The organism is Chromatocurvus halotolerans, assembly GCF_004340525.1.
In the GTDB taxonomy this organism is placed as follows: Bacteria; Pseudomonadota; Gammaproteobacteria; order Pseudomonadales; family Halieaceae; genus Chromatocurvus; species Chromatocurvus halotolerans.
Map to the genome: position 1 here is coordinate 34,865 of NZ_SLWX01000008.1, position 18,678 is coordinate 53,542.

Sequence of the window (18,678 nt, forward strand, 5' to 3'; positions counted from 1 at the left end):
CACGCCTGACACCCGATCTCGTTTACCATGCGCCGCTCACGTTTTGCTGCCGTAGACGGCCCAACAGATTGCGCAGGACCATTATGCAGACTGAATCGATACAGGGGGAGTCCACCGCGGACGCGGGCTCTGCAGCGGAGCCTCTGGCAGAGCGCGCCAGCGGCGTACTCCTGCACATCACGTCGCTGCCTTCGGCGTGGGGGACAGGAGACCTCGGTGCCTGTGCCTACGACTTCGTGCGGCGTCTGCAGCGGGCGGGACAGCGCTACTGGCAGGTGCTGCCGCTCAATCCGGTCGAGGCCATCGCCGGGGATTCACCGTATTACAGCGTCAGTTCCATGGCCGGGAATCCGCTGCTGGTGGACCTGGCCGCTCTGGTCGACGCCGGACTGCTGTCTGCCGATGAAGTGATCGAGCCCGTGGCGTCCGACACCGGGCGCACCGATTTTGATCGCGCGCGCAGCAGCAAGTATCCGCTGCTGGAGCGGGCGCAGCAGCGTTTTGGCGAGGGCGGCGAATCCCCCGGCTTTCGCGACTTCTGCGCGCGCGAGGCTTACTGGCTGGATGATCACGCTCTGTTCTGCGCAATCAAGACAGAGTATCCCGGGGTCTGGAGTGACTGGCCCCCGGCACTGCGCGATCGTGACCCGCAGGCACTGGCGTCGGCACGGCGGCGACTGGCTTCCCAGGTCGACCGGGAGAAGCGCTGGCAGTTCTTCTTTTTCTGGCAGTGGGAAGCCCTGCGCGCGCATGCTGCAGCCCACGGTGTGTGCCTGTTCGGTGACACGCCGATCTATGTCAGCTTCGACAGTGTGGACGTCTGGGCCCATCCCTCGCTGTTCCAGCTCGACGCGCAGCGCCGGCCGCTGGCGGTGTCGGGCGTACCTCCGGATTATTTCAGCGCCAATGGACAGCTGTGGAACAACCCGCTGTATGACTGGAACGCCTTGCGCGCATCGGGCTATCGCTGGTGGCGGGAGCGGATGGCGGCGCTCCTGCGGCGCTTTGACGTGGTGCGCATCGATCACTTCCGCGGTCTGGCTCAGTACTGGGCAGTGCCCGCCGATGCCGGGTCTGCCGTCCATGGCGAATGGCGCGATGTCCCGAGTCACGATTTTTTCGACACGCTGATGCGGGAACTGGATCCGTTTCCGGTGGTGGCAGAGGATCTCGGCACCATCACCCCGGATGTGACCGCACTCCGGGACCACTACGGCTTTCCCGGCATGGTGGTGCTGCAGTTTGCCTTCGGCGAGGACAACCCCCATAACCCCTACCTCCCGGAAAACCATCCCGTGAACGCCATCGCCTATCTCGGCACGCACGATAACGACACTGTGCTCGGCTGGCTGCAGCACGAGGCGGACGACGCAACCAGGGCGCGTTTCTGTCGCTATATCGACTGCAGCGGCGAGGATGAAGAACTGGTGCCGCGGCTGGTGGCGCTGCTCATGTCGTCGCCGGCACGAATCGCCATTGTGACCGCCCAGGATCTGCTGGCGCTGCCCGGGTACGCGCGCATGAACACGCCCGGTCGGCACGCGGGGAACTGGTGCTGGCAGCTCACCCGCGCACAGTGGGGGGCACTCACCCTGACGGCGCTTGGCGACCTGGCCCGGGAGTCCGGTCGACTCCTGGGGTCAGGTCGGATGCGGACCTGACCCCAGAGGGGCAACGCCAAGGAACACCGTAGCCAGCGGCGGCAGGTTCACCTGCGCCGATGCCGGCTGCCCGTGCCAGGGACCGGCGTCCGCCTCCACGGACCCGAGGTTGCCGGTGTTGCTGCCACCGTATATCGCCGCGTCCGTATTCAGCAGCTCCGTCCACCTCCCCGCGGCCGGCAGCGGACAGCGCCAGCCGGGGCGCGGCACGGGGGTAAAGTTGCAGATCACCACCACCGGCGGGTCACCGTCGTCGCCCCGTCGCAGCCAGGCGTAGATGCTGTGCGCGGCGTCGTTCGCCTCCAGCCAGTGGAAACCCTGCGACTCACAGTCGTGACGATGCAGTGCCGGGTTCCCGCGGTACAGCGTGTTGAGATCGCGCACCAGGCGCTGTACGCCGGCATGCTCCGGCTGGTCCAGCAGTTCCCAGTCGAGCTGCCCGGACTGACGCCATTCCCGGATCTGGGCGAATTCACAGCCCATGAACAGCAGCTTCTTGCCCGGGTGTCCCCACATGAAGCCGTAGTAGGCGCGCAGGTTGGCGAACTGCTGCCAGCGGTCGCCGGGCATGCGCGTGAGCATGGAGCCCTTGCCGTGCACCACCTCGTCGTGACTGATGGGCAGGATGAAGTTCTCCGAGAACGCGTAGTGCAGGCCGAAGGTCAGCTGGTGGTGGTGGTGCCGGCGGTGCACGGGCTCGCGACCCATATAATCCAGGGTGTCATTCATCCAGCCCAGGTTCCATTTGTAGCCAAAGCCCAGCCCGCCATCGTGGACCGGCCCTGATACCCCCGGAAAGCTGGTGCTTTCCTCGGCGGCCGTGAGGATTCCCGGCGCCTCGGCGTAAACAACGCTGTTCATGCGCTGCAGCAGGTCGATGGCCTCGAGGTTCTCGCGTCCACCGTGCACGTTGGGTATCCACTCGCCCGCAGCCCGTGAATAGTCGCGGTAGAGCATGGAAGCCACCGCATCCACGCGCAGGCCGTCCAGGTGGTACTCCTCCAGCCAGTAAAGGGCATTGGCGATCAGGAAATTGCCCACCTCGCGCCGGCCGAAATTATAGATCAGCGTATTCCAGTCCTGGTGAAAGCCCTCCCGGGGGTCTGCGTGTTCGTAGAGCGCCGTGCCATCGAAGTGCCCGAGGCCATGGGCGTCGGTGGGAAAGTGCCCCGGCACCCAGTCCAGAAGCACGCCGATATGCCTGGCATGGGCCGCATCTATCAGATCGCGGAATTCGTGTGGCGGGCCGTGGCGAATGGTCGGTGCAAAGAGCCCCACGGGCTGGTAGCCCCAGGAGCCGTCAAAGGGATGCTCCGAGACGGGCATGAGCTCGATGTGGGTAAAGCCCATATCCGCCACGTAGTCGATCAGCTCGCGCGCTGCCTCGCGATAGGACAGCATGCGATGGTCTTCCTGTACGCGGCGGCGCCAGGAGCCCAGGTGCACCTCGTAGATGCTGATCGGCGCACGGCGGGCGTTGCTCTTCGCGCGCTGCTGCAGCCAGGCGTCATCGCGCCAGCCATAGCCGCGGATGTCGCGCACCACCGAGGCGATCTGTGGTGGATGCTGCGCGCCGAAACCGACCGGGTCCGCCTTTCGCCGATGACTGCCGTCTGCGCCGAGTATGTCATACAGATAGGCGTCGCCTTCGCCCATGCCGGCGACGAAGCCGATCCAGATTCCCGTGCTGCCCCGTGGCTCCAGGGGATGTGCCGCGGGATCCCAGCGGTTGACATCGGCGACGACGGACACGCGCCGGGCGTTCGGCGCCCAGACCGCAAAGCGTACGCCGGACACGCCTTCCCGGCTGGCGAGGTGGGCGCCAAGCACCTTCCACAGTCGCCGGTGAGTTCCCTCGCCAAGCAGGTACTCGTCGAGTTCGCCGAGGGAATGAGGGTCGCTCTGGCCGGGGTCCGGGCTGTCTGTGTCGTGCATGAGCTGCCTGTCCGTGTCGTCGTATGCTGGCGGAGTGCGCTCGGGGCAGTATGCTGGACCCACGCCCGAGGTGCCAGATGCGCTAGAATCCCGCAGAACAACAGGCCAGGATAACGCCAGGCATGCAAGATATCATCGACATTCTGCAGGATGACCTCAGCGCCCTCGCGTTGCCGCTGTATCTGGCGGCGATTCTGCTCGAGGCCTGGCACTCGCGACGTCACGCGCTGGATTACTACCGGTTTCGCGATACGCTGACGTCGCTCAGCATGCTCCTGGCCTCGGCGCTGGTGGAGTTCCTGCCACGGCTGCTGGCGCTGTGGCTGATCATCCAGCTGCACGAACTCAGCCCGCTGCGCGATGTGGTGCAGAGGCAGTGGTGGGCCTGGCTGCTGCTGTTCTTCCTCGACGATTTCAGCTATTACTGGTTTCATCGCAGCAACCACAGCGTGCGCCTGCTGTGGGCCGGCCATGTCAATCACCACTCGTCGCGCTACCTGAACTTCGGCACCGCCCTGCGCCAGGGGGTTGGCGAGCGCCTGCACAAGTTCCTGTTCTGGCTGTGGCTGCCGCTGCTGGGGTTTGACGCGGCCATGATCATTACCATGATCGGTCTCAACCTGTTCTACCAGTTCTGGATTCATACCCGCAGCGTGGGCCGGTTGCACCCCTGGGTCGAGGCGGTCTTCAACACGCCGTCGCACCACCGCGTGCACCACGGGTCCAACCCGCGCTACATCGACCGCAATCACGGCGGCGTGCTGATCATCTGGGACCGGCTGTTCGGCACCTTCAGCGCGGAGCGCGATGACGATCCGGTGCGCTACGGCCTGACCCGGAATCTGAACTCGGACAACCCCTGGACGGTGCTGAGCCACGAGTACCGCGCCATTGCCCGGGATTTTCGTGGCGCTGGCGGCTGGCGCGAGCGCTGTGCCTGTGTGTTCGGTCCACCCGGCTGGCGGCCTGCCGCTGACGCGGAAAGCCAGCGGGCCAGTGGCTGATGGTGTCGGCGTCACATCCCTGGCTGTCAATGGGTTTACTGTTGCTGCTGCCGCTACTCCTGGTCGCCTGTCAGTCGATGCCCCCGGCGGTGTCGGCGCCGGAGGGAAGCCCGCGCCTCGATGCGCTGCGGGTAGTGACGCTGAACGCGGGCGCGGGAAAATCCGTGGACAGGCTGAGCGATGCCAACGCGGGCTACGGCCCTGCACAGGCGGCGTTGGCGGATCGCTGGTATGGCAACGGCCTGGCATGGCCGGCGGTGGTGCGCGATGTGCGACGTTTCCTCGATGCGGTGGACGCCGATATCGTGGGCTTGCAGGAGGTGTTCCACAGCGAGCATTGCGCTGACATTCCGTCATCCGCGCGCGATGGCTTCGTGTGTGAGACCTGGCAGCCGGGCGATCCCACGGTGGTGCAGCGCATTCTGGGCGAGGCTTACCAGGTGGCCTGTCACCCGGGCAAGCCGGACAAGTGCCTGGCGGTTCACCGGCGGCTTGGCCATATTGCGGGCTGCGATGAGGCTTTCTGCCTGCGCGGCCTGCAGGGACTGGACGATGACGGCTGCGGTGCCGGTAACCGGGTGGCGGCGGCCACGGTGCGGCTGGTGGATGGGGGGGTGCTGCGCGTGGTTCATGTCCACGGGACTTCGGGGCTGGCGCGGGCGGACACCCGCTGCCGGCTCGGACAGGTCGAGGCGATTTTTGGCGAGGGTGGCGCCTCACCGGGATTCGGCGTGGTGCTGGGGGATTTCAATACCGATCCCGGCCGCGTGACCTGGCTGGACCCCGCCGGGAGGGCGCTGCGACAGTCCGCGCGGCCACCGGGGCATTACCGCTTCATGACGGATGTCGGCCTGTTCGTGCGTCCGACCTTTCTGTCTTTCCTCAACATTGACCACGTTCTCGCCGCCGGCATAGCGGGCGATTGCTGGTACGCCGGACGCACGCCGCAGACATCGCCGGTGAGCGATCTTGTCTATCTCGATCACACGGCCGTGGTCTGCGACCTGCACACCCTGCCACCGGACAGCGGAGTCTCGCGAACATGAGCACGCCAGCGCGCAAGCGCGTGATTTTCGATACCGACATCGGCATCGACGATGCCATGGCCCTGCTGTTCCTGCACTACAGCCCCGATGTGGAACTGGTGGCCATCACCAGCGTGGCGGGTAACGCCAGTATCGACGACACAACCCGGAATGCGCTGCATGTGAAGGAGCGCTTCGGTATTGCAGCGCCCGTGCATCGGGGCGCCGCCCGGGCATCCGGTCCGGCCCTGGGCGAGGGCTACCCGGACTTTGTGCACGGACGCAACGGCCTGGGTGACCTGGCTTTCGATGAACCCGCGTTGCGCGAGGATCCGCTGCCGGCGGCCGAGGCGATTGTCGCGCTGGCCATGGCCCACCCCGGTGAGCTATCCCTCGTTGCGGTCGGCCGATTGACCAACATCGCCGCTGCTCTGGCGCTGTGCCCCAGGCTTCCACAGCTGCTCCGGGAGGTTGTGGTGATGGGCGGGGTGTTCGGCGTGGACGGTCAGGGCGGTAATGTGTCGCCGGTTGCCGAGGCGAATATCGCGGGCGACCCGGCCGCCGCAGATGCGGTGTTTGTCAGCGGCATGCCGCTGACGCTGGTGGGGCTTGATGTCACCGCGAAGACGCGCATGGATGAGTCGTTTATCCGCCAGCTGCGCGAGCGTGCCGGCGATGCCGGTGAGTTCATTTATCGCACCACGCGCCTCTATTTCGATTTCTACGAGCAGAGCGACGGTTCCCGGGACTGCCCGATCCACGACTCGAGCGCCGTGGCCTGTCTGCTGGCGCCCTCCCTGTACCGCACCCGGTCGCGGGTCGTGCGCGTGGCAATCGGGGGTATTGCTATCGGTCAGACAGTGGCCGGGGAGCCCGGCGCGGACTACGTGTCGGATGCCTGGCGTGAGGCGCCACCCCTGCAGATCTGTGTGGATGTCGATGCCGACGCGGTGCGACAGCTGTATCTGGAAACGCTGGCCCTGGCCGGGAAAGGCGGCGGCCGATAACGCCTTTCCGCGACGCCCCTCGGCACCTCACTGCCGGTTCAGTGCCTGCAGTCGTTCGCTCAGATAGCTGCCCGCCGTGTAGCGATCAGACAGTACCGTATCCAGCCGCGGCGCCATGAAATACGGAATGGCATAGCGCGAGACGTTATCGGCAGCAGCGGACGGGTTCACCACGCGATGGGTGGTGGAGGGGAAGTAGCCATCGGTAGCCTCGCACAGCATATCCCCGGCATTGATGATCAGCTCTCCCCGGTTGCCATTGACGTCGAGCCAGCGTCCCCGGCGGTCACGTACCTGCAGCCCGGGCTGTTCGGCCACCGGGAGCAGGGTCAGCAGATTGATGTCCTCATGGGCGGCGGCGCGCACTGCCACGCTTGTGTCCGGGCCGACGAGAGGCGGGTAGTGCAGCACGCGCAGCAGACTGACCTCCTTCGACAACAGCGAGCTGAGCCGGTCGGGCAGTGCCGCCAGCACCGCTGTCGGGGCGTTTGCCTGCAGCCAGTCGAGCATCTCCACGCCAAGCGCGAAGGCCCGGTCGAGGTAGTCGAGGGTGTCTGGCGCCAGGGCGGGCGGCAGCAGCTCTTCCGGGAAAACGTGATAAAACTCCTTGAGATCCCGCAGCGGGTGTCCGACCGCGGTTTCCGACACATCCGCGGGGACAAAGCCGACGGTGTTGTCCGAGTGCCGGGTGGGGCGCATCAGGTAGCGGTGCTTGTCCTCGCTGCGGAAAAATGCCGACCACTGTCGGTACAGGCGCTGCAGCAGATCGTCGGGCAGCGGGTGGTGGCTGAGAACCGCGAAGCCGGTATCGCGCAGTGACTGCACCAGCTGCCCGCCGGCTGTGGCGGAGCGATAGTCGATAGTCTGGACGTTCAAGCCTGTGTGCCTCCGGTCAACGGGACGGGTGGCCGGGGTGGGATCCGAGCGCGCAATGATCGCCGCTACGGTCGCGGGGTGCAAGTCAAAGCAGGTCGGTCAGCGTGATCCCGATGCCCAGCCGGTGTGAGCGGGCGTCGTAGTCGATGAGGCTCTCGCCATAGCCGTTGAAGTACTGCACGTAGCCGCGGAAGCGGCGGCTGATGGGGAAGCTCCAGTCCAGCTGTATGGCACCCTTGCTGTCGTCGCCGCCGCGCAGATTGTTGCGCGCCAGCACGGAAAACTCATGCTGGTCATTGCGCCAGGCAAGCGTGATATCGCCGTAGCCCATGGTGTTCCAGATGGCCGGATTGTCGTCTTTCTCGCGGCTTTCCGGCACCCGATACCAGGCGCGCAGCCGCACCAGCGCTGCGTCGCGCTCGAAATCGGCGCTGGCGATCACCCGGTTCCAGCTGCGCGACAGGATCTGGCTGCGGCCGTTGGACTGATGGTTGAAGCTGAGTCCGAGCTGTGTGTTGGTGAAGCCGAAGGCGCTCTTGTCATTGTCCACGGTGAACATGATTTCAGGCTGGTAATTGGTTTCCCGGAACGGCGATGACAGATCGCTGTTGTAGACCTGCCACCAGCTTTCCTGCGTATAGGCGGCCCACAGATGGGTGCCTTCGCCGAGGATATCGCGCACCGCCAGTGCCTTGAAACTGATCTGGAATTTGGCCTCTTCCTGCTGCAGTCCCTCACCGGGGAACAGGTTCTGCCAGGGCTCGCGGTTGAGGCTGTTGTTCCAGGTCACCGGCAGCAGGTAATTGCGGTGGTAGGGCAGAACGGCCCAGGGCAGATCTGCGATGGCTGACTGCACGTTCATTCGCTGACGCGCCAGTCCCGGCTGCGCAGGGGGGGTCTCCGTGCCATTGCGCACGCTGCCATCGCTGCCCGCAGTGTCGCCCATGTCTGTCGGGTTGCGGTCGCCGCGGACGGCGGTGACAGGCACGACGCCGTTGGTGTGGTTGGCGTTGAGGCTTGCTGCGAGCGCGTCAAAGCAGGCCAGGCGCGTGGCGTTGTCGGCCATGGCGGCGCAGGCCTGAATCGCGGTCTCGCTGGCCAGCGCAGCGGCGCCACTCCAGCAGACACTGGCGCAGGCGAGAAGTGTCCGGGTAGCGGTCGCTACGAACAGGGCCGAAATCGACGGTTCGGGCCTGCGGCATCCGTTTGACCTGTCGCGACCTGCAAACGACCTATTCAAGGATCGATGCGTCCATCACTTCCTCGAATTTTCCCAATGGGCAGGACCCGAACTGCATGCCGGTGAACATGTCCACCACCGTAATGATATCCATGCTGCAGTAGCTGTTCACCGGTGTTCGGTGAATAAAGCTGTTGCGCTTTAGGCCATGGCAGGCGCGAGGCAGGTGATTGACGTATTTCCTGCTGCCGCGCATGTGGAACAGCAGGGTCTGGTCATCGACGGTCTGGATTCTGCGAATCTGCGAAATCGGCAGGCAGGTGCGGGTTTCTGACGGCTCCGGCTGCGGGATGCGGTCTATGGCACTGTCCTGCTGTGCGCTCGCAGTGCCGCTCCATACCAGCGCCAGTGCAGTCAGCGCAAAGATCGGTAAACGGGTTTTCACGGGTGGTCTCCTCCTGCGCACTGATGGCACCTGCGACGGAACGCTGAATGCCGCAGATCGCACTGGTAGTATAGAGGTTTTTTTTCAGGAGGTTTGCACAGTGGAATGGAGCATGGCGTCTCTGCTGGAGTTCTGGGATCTGGTGCGGGAAGTGTGGAATCAGGGTGTCTATGGCATCAACCTGCCGCAGATACTGGCCGCGCTGGTCATTATCCTGTTCTCCCTCATGGTCCGGTCGCTGTTCACGCGTTATGTGCTGGGGGCACTCACAAGGCTGAGTCATCGCTCGGCGACCTCTCTTGATAACAGCGTGATACAGGCACTGCGCGAGCCGCTGCGTTTCGTACCCGTGTTGCTAGGCATTTTCCTGGCCAGCCGTGTGATGCATCTGAGCGACAGTGCGGAAGCGTTCGTGTACAACATCAATCGCTCGCTGGTGGCGTTTACGCTGTTCTGGGCGTTTTTCTGCATCAGTACTCCGGTTGGGAATGCGCTGACGCGCTCGAGTCGCCTGCTGACCGAGGCCATGGGTGAGTGGCTGGTGAAGTTTGCAAGGCTGGTGTTCGTGACCATGGGTGCGGCGACCATACTGGAGCTGTGGGGCGTCGCCGTTGCGCCGATTATTGCAGGCTTTGGCCTGTTTGGTGTTGCCGTTGCCCTCGGCGCCCAGGACCTGTTCAAGAACCTGATTGCGGGCCTGTTTGTGCTTGGCGAACGGCGCTTTGAGACCGGCGACTGGATTCAGGTGGATGGTGTCGTCGAGGGAACAGTGCTGCAGATCGGTTTTCGCACCACCACGATCCGCCGCTTCGACCGCGCACCGGTCTACGTGCCGAACGCGCGGCTCGCGGACAACGCTGTCACCAACTTTTCCCGTATGAGCCATCGCCGCATCCGCTGGATGCTCGGGGTGGAGTACCGCACGACGCTTGAGCAGCTGCGTGAGATCCGCGATGGCATAGAGCGCTATATTCTGGAAAGCGACGAATTCGCCCGGCCCGACGAGGTTGCGACGTTTGTGCGCATCGATTCCTTCAATGACAGCTCGATCGATATCCTGCTCTACTGTTTCACGCACACCACGGTCTGGGGTGAATGGCTGGAAATCAAGGAGCGTCTGGCCTGCCGCATCAAGGAGATTGTCGAGGCTGCCGGCACTGGCTTCGCCTTCCCCAGTCGCTCGCTGTACCTGGAAAACACCGGGGAAGTGGCTGAGGTGTTTCCCCTGTCGCCGGGTCAGGACGACGGGGCGACGCCTGCCGGCGGCGTCGCTGCGACCCCGGTACGCTGAAAAGCCAGTACGCCAGGCGTTGCCCACTAGCGGAAGACGATCACCGTCAGCAGCGTCAATGCTACCACCGCTGCGGCCTGGAAGCGCGGATCCGCATACCAGGCCGCGGGCGTCTCCTCGGGGGTCAGGTCCCGCTGGGAGAAGGTCAGGTCGCGGGTCTGCGCGTCAGTGGGGGCATCGCCAAAGCGCTGACTGCACAGGACACAGAGCACGGCGCTAAGGGCAAACAGCAAACCGGAGACGTACAGAAAATGCAGCTCGATGATATCGGACTGCACCAGGGCAAAAATCAGCGCGGCAACCCCGTGTCCGCTCACCAGTGCCAGGAATGCGCCCTGGGCATTGCCGCGGGCCCAGAAAAACCCTACCAGGAAGATGCCGACCACCGGCGAGACGATATACGCGAACATGGCCTGTATATAGGAAAAGAGCCCCGGAAAATGCTGTATCAGCGGCGCCCACACCGCGGCTACCAGCATGAAGCCCAGCGTTGCCAGCGTGCCGTAGCGCCGACCCTGCCGCGGCGTCAGTTTCTCTCCGCGAAGCGGCTCGATGAAGTCCAGCACCAGCAGCGTCGAGGCAGAGTTAAGTGCCGAGTCGACGCTGGACAGAATCGCTGACAGCAATCCGGCCAGCACAATCCCGGTAAGCCCCACCGGCAGGAACTCCTGGATCAGCGTCGGAAATACCTTGTCCGGCGAATCGAGGCCCGGCAATAGCGAAACGGCGAAGGCACCTGGCAGCATCATGATGAACAGCGGCGTGAGCTTCAGAAGGCCAGCGAGAATGGCACCGCGGCGGGCCTCGGTGATGTTCCGCGCGCCGAGCACCCGCTGCACGATGTACTGGTTCATGATCCAGTAGTAAAAGCCCAGGATCGGCACACCGATGAGCAGGCCGGGCCAGGGCAGCACCGGGTCATCGGCGGGGCGCACGATCGACAGGTGGCCGTCCGGCAGCGCCTGCGTGGCCGCGCTCCAGGAGAAGTCGAACTGGCCGAAGGTCAGAATTGCAATGGCGCTGGTGCCCGCGATCAGGATGATGGCCTGCAGCACATCGGTGTAGACCACGGCCGCGAGGCCCCCGGCGGCGGTATAGAGTCCGCCGACAATCGCCAGGGTGACAATGAACACAGACAGATTGAGGTCGGGGATGAACACCTGGGCGACGAGTGAGCCCGCGTACAGGCCTGCCGCGGTATCCACCACCACGGCGAGGAAGATGGTGATCGCGGAAAAATAGCGGCGCAGCCGCGCATCGAAGCGTTTCTCGAGAAATTCGGGGATGGTCGAGATCCGGCTGCGCAGAAAGAAGGGAAAAAACGTAAACGCGCCGACGATCAGCAGCAGCCCCGCCATCCACTCGTAGGCTGACGGCGCAAGACCGACGCGGTAGGCGTCGCCGGTGAGTCCCACCAGTGTGGAGCTCGAGATGTTGGAGGCAAACAGGGAGAGGCCGATGGCGCCCCAGGTCAGCCGGCGTCCGGCGAGGAACAGGTCGTCGCCGCTGCGGGTGCGACGCGCAACCACAACGCCAATCACGGCCACCGCGATAAAATAAGCGGCGATGATCGCAAGGTCGATGCCGCTGATGTTCACCTCGAGGCCGAAGATGCCTGCGTACCTCCCGCTGCAGTGCCCGTTCTGGTGTCAGAGCCGGAGAATCGCCGTTTCCGCCGGACTTGTCTACCCCCGGGCCGGAGCTAGCCCGCGGCGAAAAACGGAAAGCTGACGCCCAGTGCCCAGGCCAGGATGAGTCCCAGACCGATGCCGCTGGCCGCTGTGCCGGTACGCTGGGCCAGCGCCCGCCCCAGCGTGCCGTGCACCAGGAAGAACAGCAGAATCACCGGGAACACGAGCAGGACGAACCCCAGTTCCTCGGGCTTGATCACGGCGGCAATCGCGAGCGAGACGAGGATGGCCAGGCGCGCGACGAGACGCTGCCACCAGCGACCGGCGCCGGCGCCGCTTACCTGGCTGTCTGCCAGCATGAACGGGACTGTCGCCAGTGACAGCGCCGCGATGACCAGCAGGCGCTCACCGGTAGGGAGAAAGCTGGCGGCATAGCGATCGAGGGCCACGCCGATAAACAGCAGACCCCAGGTCAGCAGCAGCGCCAGGCCGGTCCACGACAGCTCGCCGCGCTGCACGGGCCAGCGCCCGAGTACCGCCAGCTGAATCCCCGCATACAGCGCAAAATGCAGCAGCAGATAATCCGCGACCAGCACGGGCAGGAATGGCCGGAAGACGAGAACGCCTATCGCCGGCGCCAGCAGCATGGGCAGCCCGATGGCCAGCAGCAGGCGTTTCGTGGTCGGTGGTTCTGCTGCAGGCCGCTGGGGCAGGCGCGCGGTCAGCGGCCGGAACGTCAGCACGATGCCGATCAGCAGGGCGAGGATCCAGCCGCCGGTGGGCTCGACTGACGGTACCTCGCTGCGCTGGAATCCGCGGTTCAGCCAGTCCAGCGACTCGCGCAGGCTGTGCGCGCTGAACAGCACGCCCACGTGCTCTACCGCCGGACTGACCGTTGCCCGGCGCTGCACGTCGCCGGACGTGGCGGTGTCACCCTCGTCGGCCTCCGGGTCGACCTGCTGCAGGGCGGATAGCGCCACCGTGCGCAGGCGAGCCTCCCATTCTCCGCTCACGACCAGCAGTCGCGCCGGCGCCTGCGGCGTTACCGCCTCGGAAAACATGGAAATGGCGATGACGTTGTCGACATCGGGCTCCGCCAGCGCCGCGCGAATGACAATGTCGCTGGCCATTGAATGGCCGAGCACGGCGACGTCCCCGCTGGCGCCAGCAATCTGCCGCGCGGCCGCGATCACGCGCCGCGTCTCGGCGACCAGCAGCGCCGTCGTGCCATCGATCGCGGTGACGTCACCGGACATGGGCATGGGGTTGCGGCCATGCCCGAGCGCGTCAAAGGCGAGCACGCGGTAGCCCGCACGCGCCAGATGCAGCGAGAACGCCTGCATGAGCTGGCGGGAACCGGCAAAGCCGTGGCTGACGACGACTACCGGCGAGGGCGCGGCGTTGCCGTCCCAGTAGAGCGTCGCGGGGGTGGCGCCGATGTCCATGTCGCGGGTGCTGACGCCGCTGCGCGCCTGCTCAAGCTGCCACAGGGCAAAGGCGACCAGAATCAGGCCGGCAAGAAAGACTGTCAGCTGTCTTGAAACCATCGCGTGTTATCCGTCAGCGAGAAGGCCGGTATCGGGCATCGGTCAAGTATCGCAGGTCTGCCCGGGCCCTGGCAGAGTCCTCCCGTTTTTTCTCGTCGGGCGAAAACGTGTAGGGTGTGAGAGGCATAAAGAGCCGCGGAGGTGACGTGCTACAGGGAAGCTTCCTATTTTTCATGCTGGCGTTTCTACTGGTGGGGTTTTCTTCCGTGCTGCTGCGCCGCAAGAAGAGCAGCGACTATCTGCTTGCCGGGCGCTCGCTGCCGCCCTCACTGGCGGGGCTGTCGGCGGTAGCCACCAACAACAGCGGCTACATGTTCATCGGCATGATCGGTTTCACCTACACTACAGGTCTCGCGGCCCTGTGGTTGATGGTCGGCTGGATCCTGGGTGATTTTCTGATCTCGCTGCTGGTGCACAGGCGCCTGCGCCGTGCGACGGAAAAATTCGACTCACTCACCTATCCGTCCCTGCTCGGCAACTGGTACGGGCAGAACGATCGGGCCGTGCGGATTCTGGCTGCCTTGCTCGCGGTCGTTTTTCTCGGCATTTACGCGGCGGCCCAGTTCAGCGCCGGCAGCAAGGCGCTGCATGTGCTGTTTGGCTGGGAGCAACGCCTCGGCGTCATGCTGGGCGCCGGGATGGTTCTGTTCTACTGCTTTTCCGGGGGATTACGCGCTTCGGTCTGGACCGATGCCGCCCAGTCCATGGTGATGCTCGCAGGCATGCTGATCATGGTGTGGATAACGCTCGGTCGTTTCGGCGGCGTTGCGGGGAGCTGGGAGGCGCTCAACGGCGTCTCCGAGTCCTTCATGACGCTGTTCCCGGAAGATCTCGCTTTTGGTGCAGCCGGGCCTGCGCTGTTCGTCATTGGCTGGATGTTTGCCGGCTTCGGGGTGATCGGCCAGCCACACGTCATGGTGCGCTTCATGTCGCTGGACAGCGAAGACAGCATGCAGCGCGCCCGGGCCTATTACTACACCTGGTATGTCAGCTTCTACACACTGGCGCTGGTGGTCGGCCTGCTGTCGCGCCTCATCCTTCCGGAGATCGCTGCCTTCGACGTTGCCGAGGACACCGAGCTGGCGCTGCCGACCCTCGCAGCCCAGCTCCTGCCGGACCTGCTGGCTGGCCTGGTGCTGGCGGGCCTCTTCGCGGCGACCATCTCCACCGCGGATTCCCTGATCCTGAGCTGTTCGGCAGCCATCAGCCAGGACCTGCTGCCAGAGCGCTGGCAGAGCTTTGGCCTGACCCGGCTGGTGACTCTGGGCATGATCGTACTGGCGCTGGTCATTGCCCTGGTGTCAGATGAGAGCGTGTTCATCCTCGTGCTGTATGCCTGGTCTGGCCTGGGCGCCGCGTTCGCCCCGCTGTTGCTCGCCTACACGCTGGACAGGCGGCCGTCCCAGAGGCTGGCGCTGGCGATGATCATCGCCGGTCCCGCCACGGTGTTTGCCTATCAGTGGGTGGACACGCGCATTGTCGATACGGTGTACGAGATCCTGCCCGGTATTCTTGCCGGCGGTCTGGTGTACGTTGTGGGCAGCCGCTTTGAGTCCGGGCGCCGTGCTGCCTCATCGCGGCCGTAGCCCTGTGATCTGTTGCAAGGGGCGCTGACATTCAGACGCCCGGTCTGCGCCTCACTGACGATCGAAATAGGCAGCGAATGCCGCCACTGCGGTCCCGATATCCGCATCCGAGATATCCCGGTGCAGGACGAAGCGGCTGGTGGGCAGTATCTGCGCCAGCACGCCCGAGGCTCTCAGTGACGCCTCCAGCGCGGAGAGATGGGACGGGGGGAAGCGTGCAAAGACCATGTTGGTCGACTGCGAGCAGATGTCGGTGCCGGGCAGGCCGGCAAGCCCCTCCGCCAGGCGCGCCGCCCGGCGATGATCTTCAGCGAGATCTGCGACGTGATGATCGAGCGCGTAGTGACACGCGGCGGCAATGAGGCCGGACTGGCGCATGCCGCCACCCACCACCTTGCGCCAGCGCCGAGCCCGGTCGATCAGTGCCCGGGAGCCCACCAGCGCGGACCCCATCGGCGCACCGAGGCCCTTGGAGAAGCACAGCGAGACACTGTCGAAGGGTTGACACAGGTATTCCGCAGAGACGCCACTGGCGACCGCAGCATTGAACAGCCGCGCGCCATCCAGGTGCGTCGACAGCCCGCGTTCACGGGCCAGTTCCGTCGCCTTGTGAACATAATCGGCGGGCAGAACCTTGCCGCCAATCGTGTTCTCCAGGGCCAGCAGCCGGCTGCGTGCAAAATGAAAGTCATCGGCCTTGATGGCGGCACTGATACGCTCAAGGGGCAGGCTGCCGTCCGCCGCGTTCTCGATGGGCTGCGGCTGTACGCTGCCGAGCACCGCGGCACCGCCCCCCTCGTAGCGGTAGGTGTGTGCGGACTGCCCGACAATGTATTCGTCCCCGCGCTCACAGTGCGCCATCAGCGCGACAAGATTGCTCTGCGTACCGGTGGGGAAGAGTAGCGCCGCTTCCTTGCCGGTATGCGCGGCCAGCCGCTCCTGAAAGGCATTGACCGTAGGGTCATCGCCCCAGACGTCATCGCCCAGCGGGGCTTCGGTCATTGCGGCGAGCATGGCGGCGCTGGGACGGGTGACGGTATCGCTGCGCAGATCGATCATGGGGGGCCTCGCCGAGGAATTCGCGGTGTCTGCCGGCTTCAGGGGCGCAGCCGGTAACCGGTGCGGAAAATCCAGCTGATGGTGAACATGCAGGCGAACAGAAAGACCAGCGTCATCCCGACGCTGATACCGATGTGCACGTCGGACACGCCGTAAAACGCCCAGCGAAAGCCGCTGATCAGGTAGACCACCGGGTTGAACAGCGCCACGGTCTGCCAGACCTCCGGCAGCATGTCGATGGAGTAGAACGTGCCGCCGAGAAACACCAGCGGCGTTATCACCATCAGCGGCACGACCTGTAGCTGCTCGAAACCGTCAGCCCAGATACCGATAATGAATCCAAAGAGGCTGAAGGTCACCGCGGTGAGCACCAGGAACGCGAGCATCCAGAAGGGATGCAGCACCTGATAGTCCACGAAAAAACGCGCCGTGACCAGTATGATGAGACCGAGAATCACTGACTTTGTGGCGGCGGCCCCCACGTAGCCAAGCACGATCTCGAGATAGGAGACCGGCGCTGACAGCACTTCGTAGATGGTGCCGGAGAATTTCGGCATGTAGATGCCAAAGGACGCATTGGAGATGCTCTGGGTCAGCAGTGACAGCATCAGCAGACCTGGAATGATGAAGGCGCCGTAGCTGATGCCGTCGATGTCGCCCATGCGGCTGCCGATGGCGGCGCCGAACACCACAAAATACAGCGTGGTGGAGATGACCGGCGACGCCACGCTCTGCATCAGGGTGCGCCGCATGCGCGCCATTTCGAATTTATAGATTGCGCGGATGCCGTGCAGATTCATCGTTCGTTGACTCCGGAGGGGCTGGCGGTGGTGGCCGCGTCGACGCCGGCGGATGGCCGGTTGACCAGGCCCACGAAGATCTCCTCGAGCGAGCTCTCGCGGGTCTGCAGGTCGCGAAATTCAATGCCCTTTTCGCCGAGAAGCCGCAGCAGCCTGGCGACGCCGGCCTGCTCGCGCTGGGCATCAAAGGTGTAGATAAGATCGTAGCCGTCTGCCTCGAGAGACACCGGCTCGCCGTTCAGAGCGTCGGGGATGGCATCCAGCGGGTGCTGCAGGTGCAGGCGCAGTTCCTTGCTGCCCAGCTTGGCCATCAGCTGCGCCTTGTCCTCGACCAGGATAATCTCGCCGTTGCGGATGACGCCGATGCGGTCCGCCATTTCCTCGGCTTCTTCAATGTAGTGGGTGGTAAGAATGATGGTGACGCCACTTTCACGCAGGCCGCGGACCATCGCCCACATGTCGCGCCGCAGCTCCACGTCGACACCGGCGGTGGGTTCGTCGAGGAACAGCACGCGCGGTTCGTGGGACAGTGCCTTGGCAATCATCACCCGGCGCTTCATGCCGCCGGACAAGGACATGAGGCGGTTGTTGCGCTTGTCCCACAGGGACAGTTCGCGCAGCACTTTCTCGATGTGCGCCGGGTCGGGGGATTTGCCGAACAGACCGCGGCTGAAAGATACCGCGCCCCACACCGATTCGAAGGCATCCGTGCTCAGTTCCTGGGGCACCAGGCCGATGCTCTCTCTGGCCCCGCGATAGTCACGGATAATGTCGTGCCCGGCGACCATCACCTCACCGCCGGAGGCATTCACCAGGCCGCAGACAATGCTGATCAGCGTGGTCTTGCCGGCACCGTTGGGACCGAGCAGGGCAAAGATCTCGCCGCGCTGTATCTCCAGATTGATATCGCTGAGGGCGCGAAATCCATCGTCGTAAACCTTTTCGAGATGCCTGATGGAAATTTCGCCTGGCACGTGTGCTCCTTGTTGACTGTCGTTTTCGTTGTCGGCCCGGGTCCCGTTGGCACCTGCCTCCTAGGGCCGCTGCAGGTCGCTGAATACCTCTGTGAAGCCGTACTCCAGCGCCCCGTCGTGCACCTCCAGGGTGCGTCCCGCCGCGGCAACATCGAAGCCCTGCGACAGTCGCGCATCGATAGAGGCAAGCACGGACATGACGCCGTCCATCGTCTCGCAGCGATTGAGAAAGTCCCGCGCTATCATTCGCGGGGCCGCGAGCCGGACGGGTTCGGGCAGCAGCGCCGGATTCTGGTGCATGACGTCGTAGACCTCAAGGGTAAACGACTCCCGGTCCACATCACAGAATAGCGGCCACCGGCGAATGAGGTAGTGGTCGAAGGCAACGTCAAGCACGATACCGGCGTAGCGTCGCAGCGCTCGGGGAAAGCGCTCGCGCAGGCGAATCGATGCCGGGTGCCTGTCTGTCATGGCATCAATCTGCCGGTGCCGGCGTACGCCCTCCAGCACGCCGGCGGGCAGGTCGACACGGGAAAGCGGGCCGCGAACCGCGTCGCCAAACAGGTTACCCAGGCGCTGTGGCGGCTGCGGGTCCGCCAGCAGCGCGTGTGCTAGATGATTCACCTCAGCCCCGCAGACCGGGCGCTGTCCGGTTTT

General features: G+C 64.6%; 16 protein-coding genes. 6 read left to right on the forward strand and 10 right to left on the reverse strand.

Features of this window, described 5'->3' with window-relative positions; genetic code table 11:
- Positions 1 to 83 precede the first annotated feature (83 nt).
- Positions 84 to 1,661: a 4-alpha-glucanotransferase gene (malQ, locus tag EV688_RS10370; RefSeq protein ID WP_162883919.1), complete on the forward strand. Its 1,578-nt coding sequence runs from the start codon at positions 84 to 86 to the stop codon at positions 1,659 to 1,661.
- Here malQ and glgB read toward each other — a convergent pair.
- Positions 1,641 to 3,596 (reverse strand): 1,4-alpha-glucan branching protein GlgB, encoded by a 1,956-nt coding sequence (glgB, locus tag EV688_RS10375; RefSeq protein WP_117318079.1) that lies wholly within the window; start codon positions 3,594 to 3,596, stop codon positions 1,641 to 1,643. The genes malQ and glgB overlap by 21 nt on opposite strands.
- Before the next feature lie 122 nt (positions 3,597 to 3,718).
- Here glgB and EV688_RS10380 point away from each other — a divergent pair, with 122 nt between their 5' ends.
- The 3 genes from EV688_RS10380 to EV688_RS10390 are packed head-to-tail and all read left to right on the forward strand — an operon-like array spanning position 3,719 to position 6,632.
- Positions 3,719 to 4,600, forward strand: a complete 882-nt coding sequence (locus tag EV688_RS10380) for a sterol desaturase family protein (protein ID WP_117318077.1) — start codon at positions 3,719 to 3,721, stop codon at positions 4,598 to 4,600.
- Positions 4,601 to 4,629: 29 nt separating this feature from the next.
- Entirely contained in the window at positions 4,630 to 5,646 is a 1,017-nt protein-coding gene (locus EV688_RS10385; RefSeq protein ID WP_131917626.1) for an endonuclease/exonuclease/phosphatase family protein, read from the forward strand.
- Positions 5,643 to 6,632 (forward strand): nucleoside hydrolase, encoded by a 990-nt coding sequence (locus EV688_RS10390; RefSeq protein ID WP_117318073.1) that lies wholly within the window; start codon positions 5,643 to 5,645, stop codon positions 6,630 to 6,632. Before EV688_RS10385 ends, EV688_RS10390 begins: the two co-directional genes overlap by 4 nt.
- 27 nt (positions 6,633 to 6,659) lie before the next feature.
- Here the strand turns inward: EV688_RS10390 and EV688_RS10395 are convergent, their stop codons facing one another.
- The 3 genes from EV688_RS10395 to EV688_RS10405 form a co-directional block, all read right to left on the reverse strand.
- Positions 6,660 to 7,508 carry a 2OG-Fe(II) oxygenase family protein gene (locus EV688_RS10395; protein WP_117318071.1) on the reverse strand — a complete coding sequence of 283 codons (849 nt, stop codon included), beginning with the start codon at positions 7,506 to 7,508 and terminating at the stop codon, positions 6,660 to 6,662.
- 85 nt (positions 7,509 to 7,593) lie between these two features.
- Positions 7,594 to 8,748 carry a phospholipase A gene (locus EV688_RS10400; protein WP_131917628.1) on the reverse strand — a complete coding sequence of 385 codons (1,155 nt, stop codon included), beginning with the start codon at positions 8,746 to 8,748 and terminating at the stop codon, positions 7,594 to 7,596.
- A complete protein-coding gene (locus tag EV688_RS10405; RefSeq protein WP_117318067.1) occupies positions 8,741 to 9,133 on the reverse strand; it encodes a hypothetical protein in 393 nt (130 codons plus the stop codon). The genes EV688_RS10400 and EV688_RS10405 overlap by 8 nt, the downstream gene beginning before the upstream one ends.
- Before the next feature lie 112 nt (positions 9,134 to 9,245).
- Between EV688_RS10405 and EV688_RS10410 the strand changes: the two genes are divergently transcribed.
- Positions 9,246 to 10,424 carry a mechanosensitive ion channel family protein gene (locus EV688_RS10410; RefSeq protein WP_117318065.1) on the forward strand — a complete coding sequence of 393 codons (1,179 nt, stop codon included), beginning with the start codon at positions 9,246 to 9,248 and terminating at the stop codon, positions 10,422 to 10,424.
- Positions 10,425 to 10,450: 26 nt separating this feature from the next.
- Here EV688_RS10410 and EV688_RS10415 read toward each other — a convergent pair whose 3' ends face one another.
- On the reverse strand, positions 10,451 to 12,022 hold the full coding sequence (locus EV688_RS10415; RefSeq protein WP_205686639.1) for a sodium:solute symporter: 1,572 nt from the start codon (positions 12,020 to 12,022) through the stop codon (positions 10,451 to 10,453).
- 104 nt (positions 12,023 to 12,126) lie between these two features.
- Complete coding sequence (locus EV688_RS10420; RefSeq protein WP_117318061.1) at positions 12,127 to 13,602, reverse strand: alpha/beta hydrolase; 1,476 nt, start codon at positions 13,600 to 13,602, stop codon at positions 12,127 to 12,129.
- A gap of 146 nt (positions 13,603 to 13,748) precedes the next feature.
- Here EV688_RS10420 and EV688_RS10425 point away from each other — a divergent pair, with 146 nt between their 5' ends.
- The gene (locus EV688_RS10425; RefSeq protein WP_117318060.1) at positions 13,749 to 15,188 is read left to right on the forward strand and encodes a sodium/proline symporter; all 1,440 of its coding nucleotides are present in this window, start codon (positions 13,749 to 13,751) and stop codon (positions 15,186 to 15,188) included.
- Between the two features lie 51 nt (positions 15,189 to 15,239).
- Here EV688_RS10425 and ltaE read toward each other — a convergent pair whose 3' ends face one another.
- The 4 genes from ltaE to EV688_RS10445 are packed head-to-tail and all read right to left on the reverse strand — an operon-like array spanning position 15,240 to position 18,645.
- Positions 15,240 to 16,247 carry a low-specificity L-threonine aldolase gene (gene ltaE, locus EV688_RS10430; RefSeq protein ID WP_117318058.1) on the reverse strand — a complete coding sequence of 336 codons (1,008 nt, stop codon included), beginning with the start codon at positions 16,245 to 16,247 and terminating at the stop codon, positions 15,240 to 15,242.
- Positions 16,248 to 16,285: 38 nt separating this feature from the next.
- A complete protein-coding gene (locus tag EV688_RS10435; RefSeq protein ID WP_117318056.1) occupies positions 16,286 to 17,047 on the reverse strand; it encodes an ABC transporter permease in 762 nt (253 codons plus the stop codon).
- Positions 17,044 to 18,021 (reverse strand): ABC transporter ATP-binding protein, encoded by a 978-nt coding sequence (locus EV688_RS10440; protein ID WP_117318054.1) that lies wholly within the window; start codon positions 18,019 to 18,021, stop codon positions 17,044 to 17,046. Before EV688_RS10440 ends, EV688_RS10435 begins: the two co-directional genes overlap by 4 nt.
- 60 nt (positions 18,022 to 18,081) lie before the next feature.
- Positions 18,082 to 18,645 (reverse strand): acyl carrier protein phosphodiesterase, encoded by a 564-nt coding sequence (locus EV688_RS10445; RefSeq protein WP_162883918.1) that lies wholly within the window; start codon positions 18,643 to 18,645, stop codon positions 18,082 to 18,084.
- Positions 18,646 to 18,678 lie beyond the last annotated feature (33 nt).

What these genes read in the sequence shown, in the direction of transcription:
- EV688_RS10390 (WP_117318073.1), top strand. Translation starts at nt 5,643, where the DNA reads ATGAGCACGCCAGCGCGCAAGCGCGTGATTTTCGATACCGACATCGGC.
- ltaE (WP_117318058.1), bottom strand. Translation starts at nt 16,247, where the DNA reads ATGATCGATCTGCGCAGCGATACCGTCACCCGTCCCAGCGCCGCCATG.
- malQ (WP_162883919.1), top strand. Translation starts at nt 84, where the DNA reads ATGCAGACTGAATCGATACAGGGGGAGTCCACCGCGGACGCGGGCTCT.
- EV688_RS10420 (WP_117318061.1), bottom strand. Translation starts at nt 13,602, where the DNA reads ATGGTTTCAAGACAGCTGACAGTCTTTCTTGCCGGCCTGATTCTGGTC.
- EV688_RS10385 (WP_131917626.1), top strand. Translation starts at nt 4,630, where the DNA reads ATGGGTTTACTGTTGCTGCTGCCGCTACTCCTGGTCGCCTGTCAGTCG.
- EV688_RS10380 (WP_117318077.1), top strand. Translation starts at nt 3,719, where the DNA reads ATGCAAGATATCATCGACATTCTGCAGGATGACCTCAGCGCCCTCGCG.
- glgB (WP_117318079.1), bottom strand. Translation starts at nt 3,596, where the DNA reads ATGCACGACACAGACAGCCCGGACCCCGGCCAGAGCGACCCTCATTCC.
- EV688_RS10435 (WP_117318056.1), bottom strand. Translation starts at nt 17,047, where the DNA reads ATGAATCTGCACGGCATCCGCGCAATCTATAAATTCGAAATGGCGCGC.
- EV688_RS10410 (WP_117318065.1), top strand. Translation starts at nt 9,246, where the DNA reads ATGGCGTCTCTGCTGGAGTTCTGGGATCTGGTGCGGGAAGTGTGGAAT.